This is a genomic window from Quadrisphaera sp. DVD1 (genome assembly GCF_058932755.1).
Genome location: NZ_JBZYWI010000040.1, coordinates 1 through 22,333, shown reverse-complemented (window position 1 = coordinate 22,333; position 22,333 = coordinate 1). Strand labels below are relative to the sequence as shown.

The following is a 22,333-nucleotide window of genomic DNA, read 5'->3' as shown; positions in this document are numbered from 1 at the left end:
GCCCCGGCGGGCGCAGCGGCCGCAGGCGGTGGCCTTCCCCTCGTGCACCGCGACGATGTTCGGCCCCACCGACGGCGGCCCGGGCGTCGGCGGCGCGTTCCTGGCCCTGTGCGAGCGGGCCGGCGTCGAGGTGCGCGTCCCGGACGCGATCGCCTCGCTGTGCTGCGGGACGCCGTGGAGGTCCAAGGGCCTCGCGGACGGCTACGCCGCCATGCGCGCGCGGGTCGCCCCGGCCCTGCGGGAGGCCAGCGGCGGCGGTGCGCTGCCCGTGGTGGTCGACGCGGCGTCCTGCACCGAGGGCCTGGTGCGCCTGCTCGCCGACGAGGAGGGCATCACCGTCGTCGACGCGGTCGCGTTCGTCGACGCCGTCGTCCTGCCGCGGCTGCCGGCGGCTCGGCGCCTTCCCTCCCTCGTCGTCCACCCCACCTGCTCGTCCGCGCAGCTCGGCCTCGACCCCGCGCTGCTGCGGGTGGCGGCCGCCGCCGCAGACGAGGTGGTGCAGCCCGACGACTGGGGCTGCTGCGCGTTCGCGGGCGACCGCGGGCTGCTGCACCCGGAGCTGACCGCCTCCGCGACCGCGGCCGAGGCCCGCTCGGTGCGCGCGCACCCTGCCACGGCCCACGCGTCGGTGAACCGCACCTGCGAGCTCGGGATGACGCGGGCGACCGGGCACCCGTACCGGCACCTCCTCGAGGTCCTCGAGGAGGTCACCCGCCCCCTCGCCGACCCGGGCCCCGCGGCGAGGAGCGCCTGACGCGCGACGCCCTGGCGTCGGCCCCTCGCCACCACGACGCACGGCGCCACCACCAGCCCACGACCGAGGAGCACCTCCGATGTCCATGACCAGCGCTCAGCTGATGCACGCGAACCTGATCGAGGTGTTCGGCGAGCGCGATCCCCAGCGGCGCGCTGCGGCGATCGCCCGGACCTACTCCGAGGACGTGGTCTTCTTCGACCCGGACGAGGTGGTCCACGGCCACGAGGCCCTCGGCGAGAAGGTCCAGCAGCTGCTCGACGGCGCGCCGGGCTTCGTCTTCACCCCTGTGGGGCCGCTCCACGAGCACCACGACCTCGCCGTGCAGGCATGGGGGTTCGGGCCCGAGGGCGCACCTCCCGTGGTCACCGGCATGGACGTCGTCCACCTGCAGGACGGGCGGATCACCTCGATGCACACGTTCCTGGACGCCTGACGGCTCCGGCGGGCGGCACCGAGGCCGAACAGGTGGGCGTCTCGAACAGCGCCCGCAGCGGGGCGCCCCGCGCCTCACACCTCCGCGGCGCGCGTGACCCACAGCTGGGGGGTGACGAGCACGCGCCCTGACGGCGGGGTGGACCCCGGCACGAGGGTGAGGTCGTCGCTCCGGTCGCCGACCCGCAGCGCGAGCGCCGCGCCGGGCCGGTCGAGGAGCAGGCGCACGTCCACGCCCTCGGCCGGCGCCCCCTCGAGGACGAACCCGAACTCCCAGGGCCCCCGCGGCCCGTTCACCGGCAGGTCGCGCCCGGCGACGCTCGCCTCGCGCACGGAGGCGGCGCCGGCGGGCACCCACAGCCCCACCGCAGGCGCGCCGCGGGCCGAGCGCACTCGCAGGACGAGCTCGCGCTGCTCGCCCCGGCGGGCGTCGGAGACCACGGTGACCTCCGGCGGCGCCAGACCCACGGCCGGCGCGGTGCCGTGTGCCAGCGCCCGCCCGTCCGCCCCGGGGAGGAGGGCGTCGAGCGCGGCCGGCGGCTCGGTCAGCAGCGAGGCGCTCCACGCGCTGCGGGGCTGCTGCCACGAGGCCCACCGGGCGTGCCCGGTGTCGGCGTCCAGCCCGTAGAGCAGCTGCTCCTGGCGCGGAGGCGTGGCCCCCTCGCGGTTGACGACCAGGCCGACCCCCGCGCACGCCGCCGCCAGCGCCAGCGCCACCGACGGCGCCACGACCACGCGCCACCAGCCGCGCCCCCGCCCGCTCCCCCGCCGCGGACGCCAGGCGAGCGCCACGACCGGCAGCACCAGCAGCACGAAGAGGCCGGCCGTCGCCGCACTGACCGGCCCGCCCAGCGACAGGCCGATGTCGAAGCCGAGCCAGATGGCCGGGCCGAGCAGCACAGCGACCCCGGCGAGCGCCAGGACCACGACCACGACCCGCGCCACGCCCCACCGCCGAGGCAGCACGTCGTGCACGACCGCCCCGGCGCTCGCGCACAGCGTCGGCAGGACCAGCGCCCCGGAGACGCCGGGAACGGCCAGGGCGACCAGCGCGCCGACGAGCGCGAGGACGACGAGCGCCCCGACGGCGAGGGCGTCAGCGCCCGCCCACCGGCTCACCGGCCCGACCACGGCGAGCGCCGCACCGAGCGCGGCCAGCAGCACCGCCGCCTGGTGCGGCAGGGGGTGGTAGGGCTCCCCGACCACGGACGAGGCCTGCCCGGGGTCGAGGCCGAGGGCCGCGACCCAGACCGCCCACCCGGCGAGGCCCGCGACCGCCAGCGCGAGCACCGCCGCGACGGCGCCCAGGGCGGCGCGGGGCAGGGTCAGCGCCCGTCGGCGCCGGCGGAGCACCAGCACCAGCACGGCGAGGGCCAGGCCGACGAGGGCCAGCGGCGTCTCGATCCCGGCCGGGTAGCGCAGCAGCCCCCACGGCAGGGTGGTGACCACCTGCTCGTCCCCGCGGGCGACGTCCTCCAGGTCCAGCGCAGCGAGGTGGCGAGCGACCGCGAGGCTGGTGCTCCCCATCTGCTGCACGGACGCCGCGCTCAGCTGCTCGAGGTCGTCGGTGGGCGAGTGGTAGTGCGCCCCACCGGCGGAGATCGCCGTGTCGAGCGCGTGCAGCCCCGCCGCGGCGAAGGGGGTGTAGTCCGTCCCGTTGGGCAGGGCGTCGAAGGCGGCCTCGGCGGCGGACTCCGCCATCGCGCCCGGCGACTGCGCCAGGGCGTCGAGCAGCACCTCGTTGGGCGAGGTCATCCGGAAGGTCAGCGGGGTGCCGCGCGCCCCGCGGGCCTCGTGGTTGAGCACCACGGTCGGGCCCAGGGCGGCGGCGCGCTCGCGGGCGAACGCCTCCGCCCCCAGCAGCCCGGCCTCCTCTGCGTCGGTGAGCAGCACCACGACGTCGTTGCGCGGCGGCGCGGCGCCTCCCGCCGTGAGCGCCCGGGCGACCTCGAGGAGCACCGCCATCCCGATGCCGTCGTCCGCGGCCCCCGGCGCGCCGGCGACGGTGTCGTAGTGGGCGGCGAGCAGCACCGTGCCGGTGGGGTCGGAGCCGGGCAGGGTCGCGACGACGTTGCGCACGAGCGCCACCGGCTGCGTGCCCGGCTCGACGACGTCCGTGGCCCCGACCGCCTCCTGCACCTCCGCGCGCCAGCCCAGCCCGCTGAGGGTGGCGAGCAGGTGCTCGCGCGCGCGAGCGTGCTCGCCCGACCCGACGGGGCGCGGGGCGACGGCCACCTGCCCGAGCTCGTCGAGGGCCCGGCCTGCGCTGAACTCCGCCGCCGGGGCGTCGGCGGGCCGGGGTGCGGCGGGCGCGAGGGCCAGCGTCGAGAGGACGGCGACGAGCAGGAGCAGGACGAGCGCCAGCACCCCCACGAGCGGCCGCACCGGGCTGGGCTGGGGGCCGGAGGTGTCGCCGCGGGTGCCCACCGCCGCACCGTAGGACCGCGCCGGCGCGGCCCGGTACCACCGGTCGGTGGGTGCGGGGGCCGGCTCAGCTCGTGCGCAGCACCGTGAACTCGTACCTGCCCTCGATGAAGTAGGAGCGCGAGTACATCAGGACGGTGCCCTGGGCGTCGTAGTGCAGCTGGTCGAGGAGCACGTAGAGGCCCGGGTGGTCCAGGTCGTCCCAGCCCACGTGCTCGGAGTGGACGGCGTGGACCTCCGCGACGCTGTGGTGCGGGAAGAGCCCCTGCTCGCGCAGGTAGACGAACAGGGAGCCGCTCATGTCGCCCGGGTCGAAGCCCTCGGGCAGGACCGACACGGGCACGAGGTCGTAGGAGTAGGCGACGACGACGCCGTCGGCGAGGATGGACCGGCGGATCTCGAGGGCCTCCGCGGAGGGGCCGAGCCCCAGCTTCTCCGCCTCGTCCGGCAGCAGCGGGCGCACCACGCGGCTCTTGTAGACCATGCCCGGCTCCCGGCCGGTGGCACGGATCGACTCGGTGATGGAGTCGAGCCTCTCCAGGCCGGCTCGGATGGTGGAGTGGTCGAGCACGAAGGTGCCCACCCCGTGCTGCGTGCGCACCAGCGCCTTCGCCTCGAGCTCGCGCAGCGCCGCCCGCACCGTGGGGCGAGAGACCTTGTAGGACGACGCCAGCTCGGACTCCGTGGGCAGCTTGGCCCCCGGCGCGTACTGCCCCGCCGCCACCGCGCTGCGCAGGTCCTCGGCCACGAGCGTGGCCAGGCTGCCCTTCTTCGCCACGTCTTCGCCCCCTCGTCGTCCCTTCGAGAACCCGGCCCAGGATGCCGCATGCCGGGCCCGGCAGCACCAGGCCCAACGAGAAGGTAACAACTTGGCAGATCTGTTGACACTGTTGTCAGACGACTCCTAGGTTCAAGCCGACGGAGCCCCGGGGCTCCGGACCGGACGACGACGTTCGACACAAGGGGGCCCTTGGGCATGGTCAACGCCATCGAGTGGCGCGACGCGCCTCGACCGCACATCCGCCTGGTGGACCAGGCGGCCCTGCCCACGGAGGAGATCTACCTCGAGGTCGACACGATCGACGCGCTCGTCCACGCCATCCAGCGGCTCGCCGTCCGCGGCGCCCCCGCGCTGGGAGCGGCCGGGGGCCTCGGCGCCGCCCTGGCCATGCACCTGGCGCGCACCGAGGGCTGGGACGAGGCGCAGCTGGACAAGGAGATCCAGCGGGTCCGAGAGGCGCGTCCCACGGCGGTGAACCTGGCCTGGGGCGCCGACCGCGCAGCCGCTCGCCGGTCGGAGGGCTACGAGGCCGTGCTGGCGGAGGCCCTGGCCATCGTCGAGGAGGACGGCGCCGCCAACCGCGAGCTGTCCCGCCTCGGCGCCGACTGGATCCTCGAGGCCACCGGCAAGGACGTCGTGCGCGTGGTGACCCACTGCAACACGGGCTCCCTGGCGACGTCCTCCTGGGGCACCGCCTACGGCATCATCCACGAGCTGCACACCCGCCGACGGCTGGGCCTCGTCTACGCGGACGAGACCCGTCCCCTGCTCCAGGGCAGCCGGCTGACGAGCTGGGAGCTGACCAAGGACGGGATCGACCACGTCGTCGAGGTCGACGGAGCCGCCGCCAGCACGATCCTGCGCGGCCTGGTCGACGTCGCCATCATCGGGGCCGACCGCATCACCGCCAACGCCGACACCGCGAACAAGATCGGCTCAGTGGCGCTGGCGCTCGCGTGCGCGCGGGCCGGGATCCCCTTCGTGGTGGCGGCACCGTTCTCGACCGTCGACCTGTCGACGGCGACCGGCGCGGAGATCCACATCGAGGAGCGGGACGACGACGAGGTCACCCGGTTCGGCGGCACCCAGGTCGCCCCTCCGGGGACCCGGGTGTTCAACCCCGCCTTCGACGTGACTCCCCACGACCTCATCAGCGCCGTCGTCACCGAGCGCGGCGTCGTCGAGCCGGCCCGCGCTCCGGGGCCGGACCTCCTGCGTCCGCTCGCGGGCTGAGCCGCACCTGCCGACAGCACGACCCAACCGAGAGGAACGCAATGAAGCGCACATCCACTCTCCGCATCTCCGGGCTGCTGGGGATCTCGCTCCTGCTCAGCGCCTGCAGCCAGGGCGGCACCGGCAGCGAGGAGGCGGCCCAGCCCGCGGCCGACAAGGGCACGGTGGCCGAGGTCACGGCCGAGGCGCCCGCGCCCTTCGACGGCGACGTGAGCATCGCCATCGTCCAGCAGTCCGGACAGGGCGACTACTTCCAGCAGTACCTCAACGGCACCAAGCAGCAGGCCGAGGCGCTCGGGATCGACCTGTCGACCTACGACGCCCAGGGCGACAACGCGCAGCAGGCCGTGCAGCTGGAGCAGGCGATCTCCTCCGGCGTGGACGGCATCATCGTCCGCCACGGCTTCCCGGACACGCTCTGCCCGGGGGTGAACGACGCCATCGCCAAGGGCATCGCCGTCATCATCTACGACGTCGAGATCCAGGAGTGCGCGCCGGAGGCGGTGCAGACCCAGCAGTCCGACGCGCTCATGGCCTCCCTGGTGCTCGACCGGATGGTCCAGGACGTCGGTTCCGGCGCGGACGTCGGCTACGTCAACGTCGCCGGCATCGCCCCCCTCGACCGACGCGAGGTCGTGTGGCGGCAGTACGTCCAGGACAACGGCTGGAACGAGCTGTTCCACACCGGCGCGTTCACCAACTCGACCGCCACCGACACCGCGCCGATGGTCGTCTCCGCGGCGCAGTCGAACGCCTCCATCAAGGCCATCTACGCGCCCTACGACGAGTTCACCAAGGGCACGCTGTCGGCGCTGGAGCAGGCCGGCCGCGACGACGTCCTGGTCTACGGCGCTGACATCTCGACCGCCGACATCGAGCTGATGACGGCGGAGGGCAGCCCCTGGGTGGCCACCGGCGCGACCGACCCCAACGCCATCGGCGCTGCGGTCCTGCGCACCCTCGCCCTCCACATGGCGGGCGAGCTGGACGCGATGACGGTCGAGTTCCCGCCGATCCTCATCACGCAGGAGTTCCTGCGCGACAACGGCATCACGAACATGGAGACGCTCCGCGAGGCCGAGCCCGCGCTCAACATCTCCGACGTGTCCGCGGCCGACTGGATCCCCGCGGTCCAGTTCTGACCGACCTGTCCCACGCGCCGGGCGTGCACGGCTCCGTGCACGCCCGGCAGCGCACGACGAGAGGACCAGCGATGAGCGACGGAGCTCCATCGGCGCCCACCCTCGAGCTCGAGGGCATCACCATGTCCTTCGGGACCCACCAGGTCCTCAAGGGCGTCGACCTCACCCTCAGGGCCGGCCGCGTCACCGCCCTGCTCGGGGCGAACGGCGCGGGCAAGTCGACCCTGATCAAGGTGCTGTCGGGCGTCCACGCCGCAGACGGCGGACGGATCCGTCGCGCCGGCGCCGAGGCCTCGATCACCTCGCCGCAGGAGGCCACCAGCCACGGCGTCCAGACCGTGCACCAGCGCATCCACGACTCGATCATCCCCGGGCTGACGGTCGCCGAGAACCTCGTCTTCGAGGAGCTGGCGCGCGGCGAGCTGCCGGCGGTGCGCTCGTTGAAGGGCCTGCTCCCCCGGGCCCGGGAGATCGCCGACACGCTGGACCTCGGCTGGGACGACGCGAGCCTGCGCGCCGACGTCTTCGACCTCGGCATCGCCGAGTGCCAGCTGCTCCTGCTGGCCCGGGCGCTGGTGCAGAAGCCCGAGGTGCTCGTCCTCGACGAGCCGACCTCCACGCTGTCCGCCCAGGAGGCGGAGCGGCTCTTCGCCCTCATCAGGCGGCTGTGCGACGACGGCGTGGCGATCCTCTACGTCTCCCACCGGCTCGCGGAGGTCCGCTCCCTCGCCGACGACGTGGTCGTGCTGCGCGACGGGCGGATCATCGACGAGCAGTCCCGTCCCTTCGACCTCGCCCGCGCCGTCTCGGCGATGCTCGGCGAGTCGGTGCTGGCCGACACCCAGGCGGTCGACGAGCGCCGAGGGGAGCGGGTCGCCGTCGAGGTCCGCGGCGCCCGCCTGCTCAAGCGGTCCGCCCCGATCGACCTCGACCTGCGCTACGGAGAGGTCACCGGTGTCGTCGGCCTGATCGGCGCCGGGAAGACCGAGCTCGCCCAGGGCATCTACGGCGCGTCGCCCCTGCGCAGCGGGCAGGTGCGCCTCGACGGAGAGCCGCACGCGCCGCGCCACCCGAGGCAGTCCGTGCGCCGCGGCGTCTACCTCGTGCCGGAGGACCGCGCCGCTGAGGCGATGCTGCCGGGCTGGTCCATCAGCCGCACGATGTCGCTGCCCTTCCTGCACCGCCTCACCCGCTGGGGCACCGTGCGCTCAGACCTGGAGGACCGGGACGCCGCCGCGGTCATCGACGCCTTCGGGGTCGTCGCCACGTCCCCCGACCAGCCGGTCGACGCGCTCTCCGGCGGCAACCAGCAGAAGGTCGTCGTCGCCCGGTGGATGAACGCCGAGCCCCGCGTGCTGCTGCTCGACGAGCCCTTCCGCGGCGTCGACCTCGGTGCCCGGCGCAGCATCTCGCACAAGGCCCGCGAGCACGCTGCGCAAGGGGCCTGCGTCGTCGTGATGGTCAGCGACGTCGACGAGCTCCGCGAGGTGGCCGACCGGATCGTCGTCCTCGTCGAGGGCGAGGTCCGCCTCGACGCCTACACGTCAGAGATCTCCAACGACCAGATCATCACGAGCATGTCGGAGGTGGCTTGAATGGCCCTGACCACGACCCGCCCCGGGGCGGCTCCGACGGCCGCGGCCAGGGAGGTGCTCAGCCCGCTCGACCGGTCTCGTGACGCCGTCGTCAAGTACGGCTTCATCGCGGTGACGGTCCTGCTGTTCGTCTACTTCCTGGCGACCGAGCCCGCCTTCGGCACGTCGTCGGCGCTGTTCTCCCTGCTGAAGGCCACGACGGTGACCGCCATCCTCGGCCTGGGGGTGATGTTCACCATGGTCGTCGGCGGCCTGGACCTGTCGATCGGGTCGACGGCCGGGCTCGCCGTGCAGGTCGCCGCCATGACGATGGTGTTCTACAACCTGACCGGGCTCACCGCTGTGGTGGCGGTCCTGGTCAGCGGCCTGCTCGTCGGTCTCCTCAACGCCTTCCTCATCGTGGTCTGCAAGATCCCCGACCTGCTCGCGACGCTCGGCGTCATGTTCGTCATCCAGGGCGCCAAGCTCATCCCCGTCTCGGGGCAGTCGGTGGCCTCGGGCATGGTGCTGCGCGACGGCACCACGGCCCCCGGCCGCTTCGACCCGTGGTTCCTCAAGATCGACCGCGGCTTCGTCGGCCCGGTGCCCCTGCCGGTGGTGGTCATGCTGGTGCTCGTCGTGGCCAGCTGGATCGTCCTGAGCCGCACCTCGTGGGGCCGCATCCTGTACGCCATCGGGGCCAACCCCGAGGCCGCCCGCCTCGCCGGCGTGCGGGTCGGCCTGCACCGCGGACTGGCGTACGTGGTCTCCGCGGTGTTCGCCTCGGTCGGCGGGCTCATCCTCGTCTCCCGCATCGGCCAGGGCGACGTCAACGCCGGCTCCTCCAGCCTGCTCGAGGCGGTCGCCGTGGCCCTCGTCGGCACGTCCGTGCTCGGCCTGGGCAAGCCCAACGCGTGGGGGACGCTGCTCGGCGCGCTGCTCATCGGCATCGTCCTCACCGGCATGACCATGTCCGGTGCGCAGTACTACCACCAGGACACCGCCAAGGGGATCGTCCTGATCGTCGCGCTGCTCTTCTCCTTCAGCCTGTCGCGCCGCAAGGCCCGCTACAGCCCGGCCACCTGACCCCGACGGAGGCGTTCGATGACGACCCACGAGTACGAGTTCCTCACCGTCGACACGCTCGCCGACCACGTCCGCCGCCGCCCGGCGCTGGCGGACCGGATCGACGCGGACGACCTGGTGGAGGTGGCCGAGATCGGCGACGGCAACCTCAACCTCGTCTTCGTCGTCCAGGACGGCCGAGGGCGGCGCCTGGTCCTCAAGCAGGCCCTGCCGTACGTCCGCATGACCGGCGCCGGGTGGCCCATGACGCCCGAGCGCGCCGCCCGGGAGGCGCGCTCGCTCCAGGCGCACCGCGAGCTGGTCCCGGACCTCGTCGTCGAGGTCGTCGAGTACGACCCGGAGCGGTACGTCATCGCCATGGAGGACCTGTCCGACCACGCGGTGTGGCGGCACGCGCTCAACCGCGGCGAGCGGCACGACGGAGCGGCGGCCGCGCTGGGGCGGTACGTCGCCGCGGTGGCCTTCGGCACCTCGGTGCTGGGGATGGAGCGGGTGGCCGTGGCGGAGGCGCTGGCGCGCAGCGTCAACCCGGACCTGTGCGCGATCACCGAGGACCTGGTGTTCACCGAGCCCGCGGTGGACGCCGGGCGCAACTCCGTGCTCCCGGCCAACGAGCAGGACGCGAAGGAGCTCGCAGAGGACGCCGTGTACGTGGCCGCCATGGGCGTGGCGAAGTGGAAGTTCATGACCCAGGCGGAGGCGCTGGTCCACGGCGACCTCCACACCGGCTCGGTGTTCGTGCGCGCCGCCCCGGGCAGCACCGGGTGCGACTCGGTCAAGGTGTTCGACTCCGAGTTCGCCTTCTACGGCCCGGTGGCGTTCGACCTGGGCGCCACCTACGCCAACTACGCCTTCGCCGCGGCGCGGGCCTACGCGCTCGGGGAGGACGCGCGCGCGGAGTGGGCGCTGGGCCTGCCGCAGCAGACCTGGGACGCGTTCGAGGCCGAGTTCCGCGCCCGGTCCGCCGGCGCCCGCGACCGCCGCGTGTGGCGCGAGGAGTTCCTGGACCAGCGGCTGGACCAGTGGGCCCGCGAGGCGTGGCTGTTCGCCGCCGCCAAGATGGCCCGCCGCATCGTCGGCGCCGCCAAGGTCAAGGACGTCGAGACGCTTCCGGAGGACCAGCGCGAGGGCGCCGCACGGGGCGTGCTCGTGGCGGCGCGACGTGCGGCCGCGGGATGGGACGCCCCCCACCGCCCGGGCGACTTCGCGGCTCTGGTCGGCGAGGTGCTGCGCGAGCACCGGACCCGCTGAGGCGGCCGCCGTCTGGTCGGCCAGCCCTCGCCGCAGCCGGGGACCCGGACTGCCACGGGGACTGAGGACTGACATCTCCGCAACAGGCGCGGCATTTCTGCAGGCCTGCGTGCCACTCGCGCGCAGAGCCCCTGCAGAGCTGCTTGCACAGATGATCTCTGCCACCTAGGTTGTAAGACAACTTCCCTGCGAGAGAGGAGCACCGGTGGCCGGCACGCTCAGCCCCGCTTCCGCGCAGCTGGTGGAAGGTCTCGTCCGCGCCTCACGAGCGCTGGGCGGCGATCCCAGTCTCGTCCTCCACGGGGGTGGCAACACCTCGGTCAAGGCCCGCTGGACCGACGTGACGGGCCGTGAGCGCCCGGTGCTCCTCGTCAAGGGCAGCGGACACGACCTGGCCGGCATCGACGTCGACGGCTTCACCCCCCTGGACCTGGACCGCCTCCGCGAGCTCCTCCCGCCGGTGCGCGTCGACGCGGACGACCTGGCGGGCGAGCTCCGGTGCGCGCTGCTGCGCCACCCGGCGCCGGACGCCTCGGTCGAGACGCTGGTGCACGCCCTGCTCCCGCACACCGCGGTGCTGCACTCGCACGCCGACGCCATCCTCACCCTGACCAACACCGCCGACGGGGCAGCGCGCGTCCGGGAGCTGTACGGCGACCGGGTGGTCGTCGTCGAGTACGCCGCGCCCGGCCCCGAGCTGGCCGCGGCGTGCGCGCGGGCCTGGGCGAGCGCCCGCGACCGGCACGAGCGCGTCCACGCCCTGCTCGTGCTGCAGCACGGCCTGTTCACCATGGGCGACGACCCCGCGCAGGCCCTGGAGCGGCACCTGGAGCTGGTGGCCCTGGCCCGCGAGGCCACCGGGTGCCCGGCTGCGGACGGCCCGGTCGACGCCCACGTCCCGGACCCGGCGCTCATCGCCCGCATCCGCCACGACCTGAGCCGGGTCGCCGGCCGCCCCCTGGTCGTCGCGGTGGACTCCGGCGCGGAGGCACGGGCCTTCGCCGCGGACCCGGCGCTGGTCGGGGCCGCTGGTCGGGGCCCGCTCACGCCGGACCACGTCATCTGGACCGGGCCGTTCCCGCAGGTCGGCGAGGACACCGACGGGCACGCAGCGGCGTACCGGGCGTACCTGGCGGAGAACGCCCGGCGCCGCGGCGTGCCGGTGCCGGACGCCGACCCCGCTGCCCGCGTGGTGCTCGACCCCCGACTGGGCGTGCTCACGGCAGGGCGCACCGCGCGCGAGGCGCGCATCGCCCAGGACATCGCCGCGCACACGCGCGCCGCGGTGCGCGCAGCGGAGGCGCTCGGCGGATACCGACCAGCCGACCTCTCGCACGTCTTCGACCTCGAGCACTGGGGCGCCCAGCGGGCCAAGCTGGACCGCGCCAGCGGGCCAGGGGAGCTCGCGGGCAGGGTCGCGGTGGTCACCGGCGCCGCCTCCGGCATCGGCAGGGCCTGCGCCGAGGCCCTCCTGGCAGCCGGGGCGACGGTGGTGGGCTGGGACGTCTCACCCTCGGTGGTCGACGCCTTCGACTCCCCGGAGTGGCTGGGCGTCGTCGTCGACGTGACGGCCGCTGGCGCGCAGCAGGCCGCGCTGGCCCGGGGCGTCGCCGCGTTCGGCGGCCTCGACGTCCTGGTGGTCTCGGCCGGCATCTTCCCCACCGCCCAGCACCTGGACGGCATGGACATGACCATGTGGCGACGGACCATGTCCATCAACGTGGACTCGGTCGCGGAGCTCTACGGCCTGGCCCACCCCCTGCTGGCCCTCGCTCCCGGGGGCGGCCGAGTGGTGGTCGTCGCCTCCAAGAACGTGGCCGCACCTGGACCGGGCGCAGCCGCCTACTCGGCCTCCAAGGCGGCGCTGACCCAGCTCTCGCGGGTCGCCGCGCTGGAGTGGGCCGGCGACGGCATCCGGGTCAACACGGTCCACCCCGACGCGGTGTTCGACACGGCCCTGTGGACCCCGGAGCTGCTGTCCGCCCGGGCCGAGCACTACGGGATGACCGTCGACGAGTACAAGCGCCGGAACCTGCTGCGCACGGAGGTCACGAGCAGGGCCGTGGCCCGGCTCGTGCGGACGATGGCCGACGAGACCTTCGCCTGCACCACCGGGGCGCAGGTGCCCATCGACGGCGGGAACGAACGGGTCGTCTGAGCCTCGGCCGACGGCCTCCCCCTGACGCCGGGCGAGCCGGCACCCCAGCGCACCGCCTGACCCCCACGGAAGGACGAACACCCATGGCTGACCTCGACGGCAACATCAGCGCCAAGGACTACGGGCTGGACCGGCCCCAGCAGACGCCCGGCTTCCACGTCAAGGGCGCAGCGCAGCTCGACTTCGGGATGCGCCACCGCCTCGCCCGGATCTTCGCCGAGGACGGGCGCACCGTGATGCTCGCGTTCGACCACGGCTACTTCCAGGGACCGACCTCCGGCCTCGAGCGCGTCGACCTCGACGTGGTCCCCCTGGCCCCGCACGTCGACGCCCTCATGGCCACCCGCGGGATCATCCGCTCCCTCGTCCCGGCCGGCAGCGACAACGCCCTGGTCCTGCGCGCCTCCGGCGGGCCCTCGATCCTCAAGGACCTCTCCGACGAGCGGATCGCGATGAACACCGAGGACGCGCTGCGCATCGACGCCGCGGCCGTGGCCGTCCAGGTCTTCATCGGCGGAGAGCACGAGACCCAGTCGGTGACGAACATGACCACCCTGGTCGACCAGGGCCTGCGCTACGGCATGCCCGTCCTGGGCGTCACCGCCGTCGGCCGCGAGCTCACCCGCGACGCCCGCTACCTGGGCCTGGCCACCCGGATCATCGCCGAGCTCGGCGCGCAGGTCGTCAAGACCTACTACTGCGAGCAGGGCTTCGAGCAGGTCACCGCCGCCTGCCCGGTCCCGATCATCATGGCCGGCGGCAAGAAGCTCCCGGTCTCCGAGGCGCTGACCATGGCCTGGCAGGCCATCGACCAGGGCGCAGCGGGCGTGGACATGGGACGGAACATCTTCCAGCGCCAGGCCCCGGCAGCGATGGTCCAAGCGGTGCGCGCCGTCGTCCACGGAGGCGAGTCCCCCACCGACGCCCTCGAGGTCTACCGCGAGCTCTCCGACGGCGCGCAGGACTGAGATGCGCAGGAGGGCACGATGATCGACGACGACAAGACCCGCGAGCTGCGTCGCCAGGTGGTGGACGTCGGGCGTCGCATGTGGCTGAAGGAGATGGTCGCCGCGAACGACGGCAACCTCACCGCCCGGCTGCCCGATGGATCGGTCCTGTGCACACCGACGGGGACCAGCAAGGGGGCCCTGACCGAGGACTCCCTGGCCGTGGTGGCGCTCGACGGCACGGTGCTCGACCGGGGCACCGGGCGCGGGCCCTCGTCGGAGGTCCGCATGCACCTGCGGGTCTACCAGGTGGACCCGCAGGTGCGCGCCGTCGTGCACGCCCACCCCCTGCACGCCACCGCCTTCGCGATCCGCGGCGAGGCGCTGACGCTGCAGATGATGCCGGAGACGGTCGTGGCGCTGCCCGAGGTGCCCCTGGCCCCCTACGCCACTCCGTCGACGGACGAGGTGCCCCGCTCGATCGAGCCGTTCGTGCTCTCCCACCAGGCCTGTCTGCTGGAGCACCACGGCGCGCTGTCCTGGGGCGCCGACCTCGAGGAGGCCTTCATGACCATGGAGCGACTGGAGTACCAGGCGCGGATGACCGTGCTCGTGCGGCTCCTGGGCGGCGCGCGCGAGCTGAGCGGCGAGCGGGTCGAGGCCCTGCGCCAGCAGTTCGGCCTGGCCTGAGGACGGCTCGCGGGCTGCTGCGGCGCAGGCGTGGTGCAGGCGTGGCGCAGGCGTGGCGCAGGCGCGGCGGGGTACGTCGGTCGTGACCTGCGAGCCTGCGCTGAGGACGTGGACATGGACTGGTACCCGCTCCGGCTGACGACCCCAGCCAAGCCCCTGGTCTTCGGCGACCACGCCATCGCCCGGCGCCTGGGCAAGCAGGGCATCCCCGACTGGGGGATCGCCGAGACCTGGGAGTGCAGCGACGTCGACGGCGACGAAGGCGTCGTGGCCGGCGGCCCGCTCGCCGGGCGCTCCCTGCGCCAGGTCGTCACCGAGCACCCCGAGGACGTGATGGGCGCGGGGTGGTCCGGCGAGCGCTTCCCCGTGCTGACGAAGTTCATCGACGCCTCGGGCACCCTGCCGGTGCACGTGCACGCCGACGACCCCACCGCCCAGCGCCTGGAGGGCGAGCCGAACGGCAAGACCGAGGCGTGGCACATCCTCGACGCCGCCCCCGGCGCCACAGCGCTGTGCGGGGTCAAGGAGGGCGTGACGAAGGAGCGGCTCCGCCAGGCGCTGGCGGACCAGGACTTCGACGCGGTGCTGCGCCGGCTCCCGGTGCGCGCCGGGGAGACGATCTACGTGCCCGGCGGCACGGTGCACAGCTTCGGGCCGGACACCCTCGTCTACGAGATCGAGCAGACCTCGAACATCGCGCAGCACGCCATGCGCTGGAACATGGAGGACGGCTCGCCCGTCGACGACGACGAGCTCGCGACCAACCTGGACGCGCTGGTGGCCGAGGTGGACCTCGCCCCGAGGCCCGCCTTCGTCCCCGGGCTGCGCCTGCCGGTGGACGACGGGGTCGCGCGGGTCTTCCTGTGCGCCGGCCCGTACTTCGCCCTCGAGCGCTGGACGGCGGGCGCGGTCGCACCGCTGCGGCGCTCCTTCGCGACCGCGCAGATCGTGTCCAACCTCGGCGCGCCCGTGCAGGTGCGCACCGGTGGCCGCACCGAGCAGCTCGGGCGGGCCGAGACGCTCCTGCTGCCGGCCGCCCTGCGCGAGGTGGAGATCACCGGACCGGCCGACGTCCTGTTCGGCTACCTGCCCGACCTGGAGCGGGACGTCCTGGACCCGCTGACCGCCGCCGGGTACGGCCGCGACGTCATCGCCACCCTCGGCGAGGGCCTCTCCCCCACCTGACGGTCCTGGGAGCTCGCGGCCGGACCGGCGATCAGTGGGTCGGCCCGCCGGTCGGCTCGTCGCGCAGCCGGTCCACCAGGCCTGGCCGAACCCCCGGGCAGAGCCCTGTCCGGAGGGTGCTGGAGCCGGGCACGGGGTAGGTGCCGGGCATGACCAGCTACCGGGTGAACCAGGCGGCCGTGCGCCGGGCCAGAGAGCTCATCGACGCCGGCACGTACGACGACACGACCGAGTGGTCGCAGGCCGCTCCCTCGGCGGCGCGCGAGAACCAGGAGGTCGAGGAGCACGGCTACGACGGCTACGGCGCCTGGCACCTGGGGGTGGACCCCGACGCCTCGGAGGAGACCAAGGGCCGCTACCACTTCCCCTACGGCGACTTCACGCGCGTGAACCGGGCCGCGCTCATCGACGCCAAGCAGCGGGCGTCCCAGAACGACCACGAGGCGATCGAGCGCGCCGCGGACGAGCTGCTCGAGCACCTGGACGGCCGGCGATGACCCTGGTCGCGGACGCCGTCGTCGCCCGCCTGCGCGACTGGGGGGTCACGCGCGTCTTCGGCTACGCCGGCGACGGCATCGACCCGCTGCTGGCCGCGCTGCACCGGGCCGAGGCCGACGCTGGGGCCGGCATCGAGCTCGCGACCGCGCGGCACGAGGAGATGGCCGCCTTCATGGCCACCGGCCACGCGAAGTACACCGGCGAGGTCGGCGTCTGCCTGGCCACCCAGGGCCCGGGCGCGGTGCACCTGCTCACCGGGCTCTACGACGCCAAGCTCGACCGCAAGCCGGTCGTCGCCATCGTCGGCCAGGTCTCCTCGACGGCCCTGGGCAGCGGCTACCTGCAGGAGGTGGACCTGCACACCCTCTTCAAGGACGTGTGCGGCCAGTACGTGCAGACGGTGAGCACGCCGGAGCAGCTGCCGCTCGTGCTCGACGACGCCGTCCGCACGGCCATCGCCACGTCGTCGCCGACGTGCGTGATCCTGCCCCACGACGTCCAGGCGGCCGAGCTGCCCGAGGAGCCGCAGCACTCCCACGGCGTCGTGCTGACGTCGGCGGTCGTGGACCGCCCGCGCGTGCTGCCCAGCGAGGACTCCCTCGAGCGCGCCGCCGCGGTGCTGGCGGCGGGCCAGCGGGTGGCCCTGCTGGTCGGCCAGGGCGCGGCCGGGGCCGCGGAGGAGGTCGTCGCCGTCGCCGAGCGCCTCGGCGCCGGCATCACCACGTCGCTGCTCGGCAAGCCGGTCATCGACGAGGCCATCCCGTTCTCCTGCGGCGTGATGGGGCACCTGGGCACGACGGCGTCGGCGGAGCTGATGAGCGGCTGCGACACCCTCCTCATCGTCGGCAGCAGCGACCCGTGGACGGAGTTCTACCCCGCGCCCGGCCAGGCCCGGGCGGTGCAGGTCGACATCGCGGCGCGCAACCTCGGCGCCAAGCACCCGGTCGAGGTGGGCCTGGCCGGCGACGCCGCGCAGACCCTGCGCGCCCTGCTGCCGCTGCTGCCCGAGCGCACCGACCGGACCTGGCGCGACCAGGTCGAGGCGTGGGTGCAGGACTGGGAGCGCGTCTCGGCCGAGCGCGCCGCAGCGCCGGCCGACCCGCTGAACCCCCAGCTCGTGGTGCGCGAGCTGTCCGCCCTCCTGCCCGCGGACGCCGCCGTCGCCGTGGACGTCGGGTCGATCACGTACTGGTACGCGCGGTTCCTCCGCCTGCCGCCGGGGGTGCCCGCGCACCTGTCGAGCACGCTCGCCTCCATGGGCTCGGCCATGCCCTACGGCCTGGCCGCCAAGCTCGCCGACCCCTCCCGTCCGGTGGTCGCGCTGGCGGGCGACGGGGCGATGCAGATGAACGGCCTGCTCGAGCTCATCACCGTGGCGGACCGCTGGCGAGGCTGGGCCGACCCCCGCTTCGTCGTGCTCGTCCTGCACAACGGCGACCTCGCCGAGGTCTCGTGGGAGCAGCGCGAGATGGAGGGCGACCCGCGCTTCCCCACCTCCCAGCGGGTCCCGGCCTTCCCGTACGCCGGATACGCCGAGCTGCTGGGGCTGCGCGGGATCAGGGTGGACTCCCCCGACGCCGTCGAGGCGGCCTGGCGGGAGGCGCTGTCCGCCGACCGGCCGTGCCTGGTCGAGGCCGTCGTCGACCGCGACGTGCCGCTCCTGCCGCCGCTCGCACCGCGGGCGAAGGTCGACTCGATGCGCGCCGGGCTGTCGCAGGAGCCGGGTGCCGGCGCCCACGGCGCGGCCCTGCTCGACGCCCAGCGCCAGCACGAGGAGGGCCGCTCGGAGACGGGCGCCTGACGCGGGGGCGTCCTCCCGCGTCACCGGCGCAGCGCCGGGCGCCGCCCCCAGGTGGCCCAGCGCCACAGGTGCTCCAGCGGTCCCTGCCGGAACGCGCGCAGCCACAGCGTCGAGAGCGCCCACTGCGCGGCGAGGATCCCCGCCGCGAGCACCAGCACCGGCGTCCAGGACCTCTCGTGCGGCAGGTCGAGCAGGTGCCCCGCCACGACGACGACGACGGTCGCGCCGACGTAGTTCGTCAGCGCCATCCGGCCCAGCGGCGCGAACACCACCTGCAGCGGCGCGCGCAGCGGAGTGGCCAGCAGGAGCAGCAGACCGGTCAGGTACGCGCCGGCCAGCGCGAGCCCGGCCACCGCCGAGGACGTCGTGAACCCCGAGCCGGGCAGGTCCTGCAGCTGCCACGCCAGCGCCGGCACCGCCGCGAGCGCGAACAGGGCGAACAGCAGCAGCGGGCCGCGCAGAGCGCCGTCGAACCGGTCGGCCACCCCGTAGCGCACCAGCGCGGAGCCGAGCAGGAACAGCCCCGGGACGAGCGAGACGCCCCCGCCGGCGAGCACCAGCGACGCCGGCACGAGCACGGCGGCGCCCAGCGCGACGGCCCAGCGCGGCAGCCACGTGGAGGGCAGCAGGACGAGCAGCCCGAACACCGCGTAGAAGGTCAGCGCCTCCCCCGGGTGCCAGAGCTGGTGCAGGACGCCGAGCGGCAGCAGCACCAGCAGCCGGCGCAGCAGCAGCACGCGCGGGCGGGCCGTGCGCCGGGCCGCGGAGGCGAGGAAGAGGGAGGAGCCCATGCCGAAGAGCAGGGAGAAGAGGGGGAAGAACCGCTGCTGCACGAGCAGCTGCAGCCAGCCGCTGGCATCGGCCAGCGTCGCCGGCGGGTGGTCGACCTCGTACTGGAACTCCGCGACCGGGCCGGCGTTGACGAGGAGGATCCCGCACAGCGCGAACCCCCGCAGGACGTCGAGCGCGGCGATCCTCGGCGCGGCACCGGGCGCCGGAGCGGTGGGTGGGCTGGAGGCGGGGCTGAGGAGCGGCATGGCCCCACCCTCGGCGCCCGGCCAGCGCGCGGGCATCGGCCGGAGGGCCAGGGCGGACGCCGACGGGGTGGCCGTTCGGCCACCGCGTCACCTCAGCCCGGGCCCACCTCCCCGGCCTCCCACGCCCAGGCGGCGACCTCCACCCGGTTCCGGGCGCCGAGCTTGGTCTGGACGCTGCCCAGGTGGGCCTTGACGGTGCCGAGGGAGACGAACAGCTCGGCCGCCACCTCGTTGTTCGTCAGCCCGCGGGCGACGAGGCGGACGACGTCCAGCTCGCGCGGGGTCAGCGGCTCCGCCGGGGCGCGGGCGCTCGAGGACGCTGGCGCCGACAGCTGCTGCAGGAGGCGCACGGTCACCGCCGGGCTGATCAGCGACTCGCCCGCCGCCGCGGCGCGCACCGCCTCGACGAGCAGCGCCGGGCCGGCGTCCTTGAGCAGGAACCCCACCGCCCCGCCGCGCAGCGCCGCGTGGACGTACTCGTCGAGGTCGAAGGTGGTGACCACGACGACGCGCACCGGGTCCGGCACCCCCGGCCCGGCCAGGAGGCGCGTGACCTCGAGCCCGTCCAGGCGCGGCATGCGGATGTCGAGCAGGGCGACGTCCGGGCGCAGGCGGCGCGCGGCCTCGAGGGCCTCGACGCCGTCGGCGCACTGCGCGACCACCTCGACGTCGGGCTGGGCCGCCAGGATCATCGCGAACCCCGCCCGCACCATCTGCTGGTCGTCGGCGACCAGCACGCGGATGGTCATCGGCCCCTCCCGCGGGGTGTCGTCGGTGCTGGGACGGGCGCCGGCACGGGGACCGAGGCGCGCACGGCCCAGCCGCCCCCGCGCTGGGGGCCGGCGGACAGGGTGCCCCCGAGCGCCTCGACGCGCTCGCGCATCCCGACGAGGCCGAAGCCCCCGCCGGCGTGCGCCGCAGGGCCGCCGCCGTCCGGCGCGCCGGAGTCGGTCACCTCCACGACCACCTCGACGGGCGAGCAGGTCGCAGCGACGGCCACCCGCGCGGCGCCGGGCGCGTGCCGGGCGGCGTTGGTCAGGGCCTCCTGCACGACCCGGTAGACCGCGGACCGGACGTCGGCGGGCAGGGCGGCGAGCTCTCCCGTGGCGCTGAGCTCGACGGCGCGCGCGGCGCCTGCGTCGCGGAACCGGCGGACGAGCTCGCCGAGGTCGGCGAGGCCGGGGGCGGGCGAGCGCGGCGCGGCGTCCTCAGGGCCCGCGGGGTCGGTGCGCAGGACGCCGACCAGCCGCCGCATCGACCCCATCGCCTCGGCGCCGGCCGTCTCGATCGATGCCAGGGCCGTGGCCACCGCGGGCGGGACGGCGGCAGGGCTCGCGGCGGCGACCGCGCGCGCCGCCTGGGTGGCCACGACGATGCCGGTGACGTGGTGCGCGACCACGTCGTGCAGCTCGCGGGCGACCTCCTCACGCTCGCTGCGGCGGACGGCGGCCACGGCCAGCGCCCGCTGGGCGTCCTGGCTGCGCAGCCCCACGGCCACCGCGACGGCCACGGCCACCGCGGCGACGACGAGGGCGGTGGTCGTGGGGGTGTCGGGGCCCACGACGCGCAGCGGCAGCACGAGCACCGCCACCGCGACGGCGGCGGTCAGCGCCCAGTCCCCGCCGCCGCTCGCGCGCCGCCAGCGGGCGGCCAGCAGCACGAGCAGGGCCGCGGTCTCCGCCAGGCCCCACGAGCCGGCCCACCGGTAGTCGGCCACCGCCATGGCGGCGGTGCCCGCCACCGAGACGAGCACTGCCGCGGCCGTCAGCGCGTCACGCGCGCGGCCGGTGCGGTGCAGGGCCGCCACCGCGAGCGCGACCCCGGCCGCGAAGACGAGCAGCGGCCAGCCGGGCGTCACGACCGCCACGTCGAACAGGGCGAGCACGGCGAGGACGGCGGCCGCGGCCGCTCCCGGGAGCCGGCCGGTGCGGGCCAGCGCGCTGCGCCGCTCACCGCCCACCGGCCCTCACCCCCTCCCCTCGTCGACGCCCGCGACGCCCACGACGCCCACGACGTCCGTGGCCCGCAGCTCCACGCGCAGACCGTCCTCGTCGAACGAGACCGACCGCACAGTGCCACCTGCCTCCGGCAGCGGCACGGACCGCACCCGTCGGGAGGGTGGTCCGGGCGGTGCGGTCCACGCGGGGTCCTCCTGGGTCGAGGTCATCCGGACGCCGCGGCGGGGTCTGCGGCGACGCGGGCGAGCAGGGGCCGGCTGGCCGCCGAGGCCAGGCGGACGCCGACCAGGCCGAGCACCAGGCAGCCGGCGAGCAGGGCGAGGCCGGAGGCGTCCAGGCCCGAGGAGCTGAACCCGAGGCGGGTCAGGGGCGCCGCGACGACGACGCCCGTGGCCGTCGAGCCGAGGGCGAGGAGCACCAGGGGGAGCTGGGTCTCCAGCACGCGGGCGCGGTCGAGCACGCCCAGCGGGACGCCGACCAGGGCCAGCTGGCGGTAGGTGCGGCGCCGGTCGAGCACCGCGGCCATCGAGGTGATGGCGGCCGAGGCCATGGCGATCGCGAAGGACACCGCCAGCACGAGCACCGACGCGGTGCGGAAGTCGGCGGAGAACCGCGCCTCGTCGATCATGATGTCGCTCCCAGTGGCGGCGACCGAGGCGGGCGCCACCTGCGCGACGAGGGTGCGCGCGGCCTCGAGGTCGGCGCCCCGGCCGGGCACCGCCACGGACAGGAAGCGCGCGCCCTCCCCGCCCCGCTCCCCCGCCGAGAGCGCGAGCAGCGCCCCGCGGTCGTCACCGGGCCCGGAGACCTCGGCGGCGATCCCGGCGGCCGCGAGCGCGGAGCGCAGGTCGGCCGCCACCGGCTCCGCCGCCGCGGCCGGCACGGCGACGTCGAGGCGGTCGGCCCGGCCCCACAGCGGATCGCCGGTGCCGGTGGGGAACAGGGCCAGGACCCCGGCGACGAAGCCCGTCATGGCCACCGCCCCGACCACGCGCCAGGCGCCGCGGGGGTCGTCGAGCAGGCGGCGCCCCGCCAGCAGCGCCGCGGTCGAGCGCGAGCGCGCGACGACGGCGCGCCCGAGCACACCGACCACCCACGGTCCGACGACGGACAGGGCCCCGAAGACGCCGGCGAAGAGGAGGACGAGCCCGGTCGTCGAGGCCCCGGCCCGCTCGGAGCACCGCAGGAACCCCACCACCAGGGCCGCGAACACGCCCAGGCGCACCAGGCCCATCCGGCGGGGCGCGTGCGCCTCCGCGACGCCGAGCGGGCTGCTCAGCACCCGCCGCAGCGCCACCGCGGCGCTGCCCACGGCGAGAGCGACGACGGCCAGCACCACCGCGACCAGCACGGGAGCGGAGGGCAGGAGGTCGGCGGCG

At 75.1% G+C, this 22,333-nt stretch carries 18 protein-coding genes and 1 pseudogene; 13 read left to right on the top strand and 6 right to left on the bottom strand.

Annotated features, from left to right (window positions below):
* Positions 1 to 754, top strand: a 754-nt coding sequence (locus tag AC5FZL_RS06735; RefSeq protein WP_493617798.1) for a (Fe-S)-binding protein, incomplete at its 5' end; no start/stop codon positions are given.
* An 85-nt stretch (positions 755 to 839) separates the two neighbouring features.
* Positions 840 to 1,190, top strand: a complete 351-nt coding sequence (locus AC5FZL_RS06730; protein WP_493617797.1) for a nuclear transport factor 2 family protein — start codon at positions 840 to 842, stop codon at positions 1,188 to 1,190.
* A gap of 74 nt (positions 1,191 to 1,264) precedes the next feature.
* On the opposite strand, the gene AC5FZL_RS06725 is transcribed toward AC5FZL_RS06730, so the two are convergent.
* Positions 1,265 to 3,616 (bottom strand): M28 family peptidase, encoded by a 2,352-nt coding sequence (locus AC5FZL_RS06725; RefSeq protein WP_493617796.1) that lies wholly within the window; start codon positions 3,614 to 3,616, stop codon positions 1,265 to 1,267.
* Between the two features lie 64 nt (positions 3,617 to 3,680).
* A complete protein-coding gene (locus AC5FZL_RS06720) occupies positions 3,681 to 4,391 on the bottom strand; it encodes a GntR family transcriptional regulator (RefSeq protein ID WP_493617795.1) in 711 nt (236 codons plus the stop codon).
* 198 nt (positions 4,392 to 4,589) lie between these two features.
* Between AC5FZL_RS06720 and mtnA the strand changes: the two genes are divergently transcribed.
* The 11 genes from mtnA (at position 4,590) to AC5FZL_RS06665 (ending at position 17,959) form a co-directional block, all read left to right on the top strand.
* Entirely contained in the window at positions 4,590 to 5,627 is a 1,038-nt protein-coding gene (gene mtnA / locus AC5FZL_RS06715; protein WP_493617794.1) for an S-methyl-5-thioribose-1-phosphate isomerase, read from the top strand.
* 41 nt (positions 5,628 to 5,668) lie between these two features.
* Positions 5,669 to 6,769: a substrate-binding domain-containing protein gene (locus AC5FZL_RS06710; protein WP_493617793.1), complete on the top strand. Its 1,101-nt coding sequence runs from the start codon at positions 5,669 to 5,671 to the stop codon at positions 6,767 to 6,769.
* 71 nt (positions 6,770 to 6,840) lie between these two features.
* A complete protein-coding gene (locus AC5FZL_RS06705) occupies positions 6,841 to 8,364 on the top strand; it encodes a sugar ABC transporter ATP-binding protein (RefSeq protein ID WP_493617792.1) in 1,524 nt (507 codons plus the stop codon).
* Positions 8,365 to 9,429 (top strand): ABC transporter permease, encoded by a 1,065-nt coding sequence (locus AC5FZL_RS06700; protein ID WP_493617791.1) that lies wholly within the window; start codon positions 8,365 to 8,367, stop codon positions 9,427 to 9,429.
* Positions 9,430 to 9,447: 18 nt separating this feature from the next.
* Entirely contained in the window at positions 9,448 to 10,680 is a 1,233-nt protein-coding gene (mtnK, locus tag AC5FZL_RS06695; RefSeq protein ID WP_493617790.1) for an S-methyl-5-thioribose kinase, read from the top strand.
* Between the two features lie 205 nt (positions 10,681 to 10,885).
* The gene (locus tag AC5FZL_RS06690) at positions 10,886 to 12,838 is read left to right on the top strand and encodes a bifunctional aldolase/short-chain dehydrogenase (RefSeq protein WP_493617789.1); all 1,953 of its coding nucleotides are present in this window, start codon (positions 10,886 to 10,888) and stop codon (positions 12,836 to 12,838) included.
* An 83-nt stretch (positions 12,839 to 12,921) separates the two neighbouring features.
* Entirely contained in the window at positions 12,922 to 13,806 is an 885-nt protein-coding gene (gene lsrF, locus AC5FZL_RS06685) for a 3-hydroxy-5-phosphonooxypentane-2,4-dione thiolase (RefSeq protein ID WP_493617788.1), read from the top strand.
* A gap of 18 nt (positions 13,807 to 13,824) precedes the next feature.
* On the top strand, positions 13,825 to 14,475 hold the full coding sequence (locus tag AC5FZL_RS06680) for a class II aldolase/adducin family protein (protein ID WP_493617787.1): 651 nt from the start codon (positions 13,825 to 13,827) through the stop codon (positions 14,473 to 14,475).
* A gap of 114 nt (positions 14,476 to 14,589) precedes the next feature.
* Entirely contained in the window at positions 14,590 to 15,660 is a 1,071-nt protein-coding gene (locus tag AC5FZL_RS06675) for a class I mannose-6-phosphate isomerase (RefSeq protein ID WP_493617786.1), read from the top strand.
* 149 nt (positions 15,661 to 15,809) lie between these two features.
* On the top strand, positions 15,810 to 16,157 hold the full coding sequence (locus tag AC5FZL_RS06670) for a hypothetical protein (protein WP_493617785.1): 348 nt from the start codon (positions 15,810 to 15,812) through the stop codon (positions 16,155 to 16,157).
* Entirely contained in the window at positions 16,154 to 17,959 is a 1,806-nt protein-coding gene (locus AC5FZL_RS06665) for a thiamine pyrophosphate-requiring protein (RefSeq protein ID WP_493617784.1), read from the top strand. Before AC5FZL_RS06670 ends, AC5FZL_RS06665 begins: the two co-directional genes overlap by 4 nt.
* A gap of 20 nt (positions 17,960 to 17,979) precedes the next feature.
* Here AC5FZL_RS06665 and AC5FZL_RS06660 read toward each other — a convergent pair whose 3' ends face one another.
* The 4 genes and pseudogenes from AC5FZL_RS06660 to AC5FZL_RS06645 all read right to left on the bottom strand — a co-directional run.
* Complete coding sequence (locus AC5FZL_RS06660) at positions 17,980 to 18,996, bottom strand: DUF418 domain-containing protein (protein ID WP_493617783.1); 1,017 nt, start codon at positions 18,994 to 18,996, stop codon at positions 17,980 to 17,982.
* A gap of 92 nt (positions 18,997 to 19,088) precedes the next feature.
* The gene (locus tag AC5FZL_RS06655) at positions 19,089 to 19,745 is read right to left on the bottom strand and encodes a response regulator (RefSeq protein WP_493617782.1); all 657 of its coding nucleotides are present in this window, start codon (positions 19,743 to 19,745) and stop codon (positions 19,089 to 19,091) included.
* Positions 19,742 to 20,956: a sensor histidine kinase gene (locus AC5FZL_RS06650; protein ID WP_493617781.1), complete on the bottom strand. Its 1,215-nt coding sequence runs from the start codon at positions 20,954 to 20,956 to the stop codon at positions 19,742 to 19,744. Before AC5FZL_RS06650 ends, AC5FZL_RS06655 begins: the two co-directional genes overlap by 4 nt.
* 203 nt (positions 20,957 to 21,159) lie before the next feature.
* Positions 21,160 to 22,333: pseudogene (locus tag AC5FZL_RS06645) on the bottom strand (ABC transporter permease); the annotation flags it as partial.

What these genes read in the sequence shown, in the direction of transcription:
- AC5FZL_RS06665 (WP_493617784.1), top strand. Translation starts at nt 16,154, where the DNA reads ATGACCCTGGTCGCGGACGCCGTCGTCGCCCGCCTGCGCGACTGGGGG.
- AC5FZL_RS06660 (WP_493617783.1), bottom strand. Translation starts at nt 18,996, where the DNA reads ATGCCGCTCCTCAGCCCCGCCTCCAGCCCACCCACCGCTCCGGCGCCC.
- AC5FZL_RS06700 (WP_493617791.1), top strand. Translation starts at nt 8,365, where the DNA reads ATGGCCCTGACCACGACCCGCCCCGGGGCGGCTCCGACGGCCGCGGCC.
- mtnK (WP_493617790.1), top strand. Translation starts at nt 9,448, where the DNA reads ATGACGACCCACGAGTACGAGTTCCTCACCGTCGACACGCTCGCCGAC.
- AC5FZL_RS06730 (WP_493617797.1), top strand. Translation starts at nt 840, where the DNA reads ATGACCAGCGCTCAGCTGATGCACGCGAACCTGATCGAGGTGTTCGGC.
- AC5FZL_RS06680 (WP_493617787.1), top strand. Translation starts at nt 13,825, where the DNA reads ATGATCGACGACGACAAGACCCGCGAGCTGCGTCGCCAGGTGGTGGAC.
- AC5FZL_RS06670 (WP_493617785.1), top strand. Translation starts at nt 15,810, where the DNA reads ATGACCAGCTACCGGGTGAACCAGGCGGCCGTGCGCCGGGCCAGAGAG.
- AC5FZL_RS06710 (WP_493617793.1), top strand. Translation starts at nt 5,669, where the DNA reads ATGAAGCGCACATCCACTCTCCGCATCTCCGGGCTGCTGGGGATCTCG.
- AC5FZL_RS06675 (WP_493617786.1), top strand. Translation starts at nt 14,590, where the DNA reads ATGGACTGGTACCCGCTCCGGCTGACGACCCCAGCCAAGCCCCTGGTC.
- AC5FZL_RS06655 (WP_493617782.1), bottom strand. Translation starts at nt 19,745, where the DNA reads ATGACCATCCGCGTGCTGGTCGCCGACGACCAGCAGATGGTGCGGGCG.
- lsrF (WP_493617788.1), top strand. Translation starts at nt 12,922, where the DNA reads ATGGCTGACCTCGACGGCAACATCAGCGCCAAGGACTACGGGCTGGAC.
- AC5FZL_RS06705 (WP_493617792.1), top strand. Translation starts at nt 6,841, where the DNA reads ATGAGCGACGGAGCTCCATCGGCGCCCACCCTCGAGCTCGAGGGCATC.
- mtnA (WP_493617794.1), top strand. Translation starts at nt 4,590, where the DNA reads ATGGTCAACGCCATCGAGTGGCGCGACGCGCCTCGACCGCACATCCGC.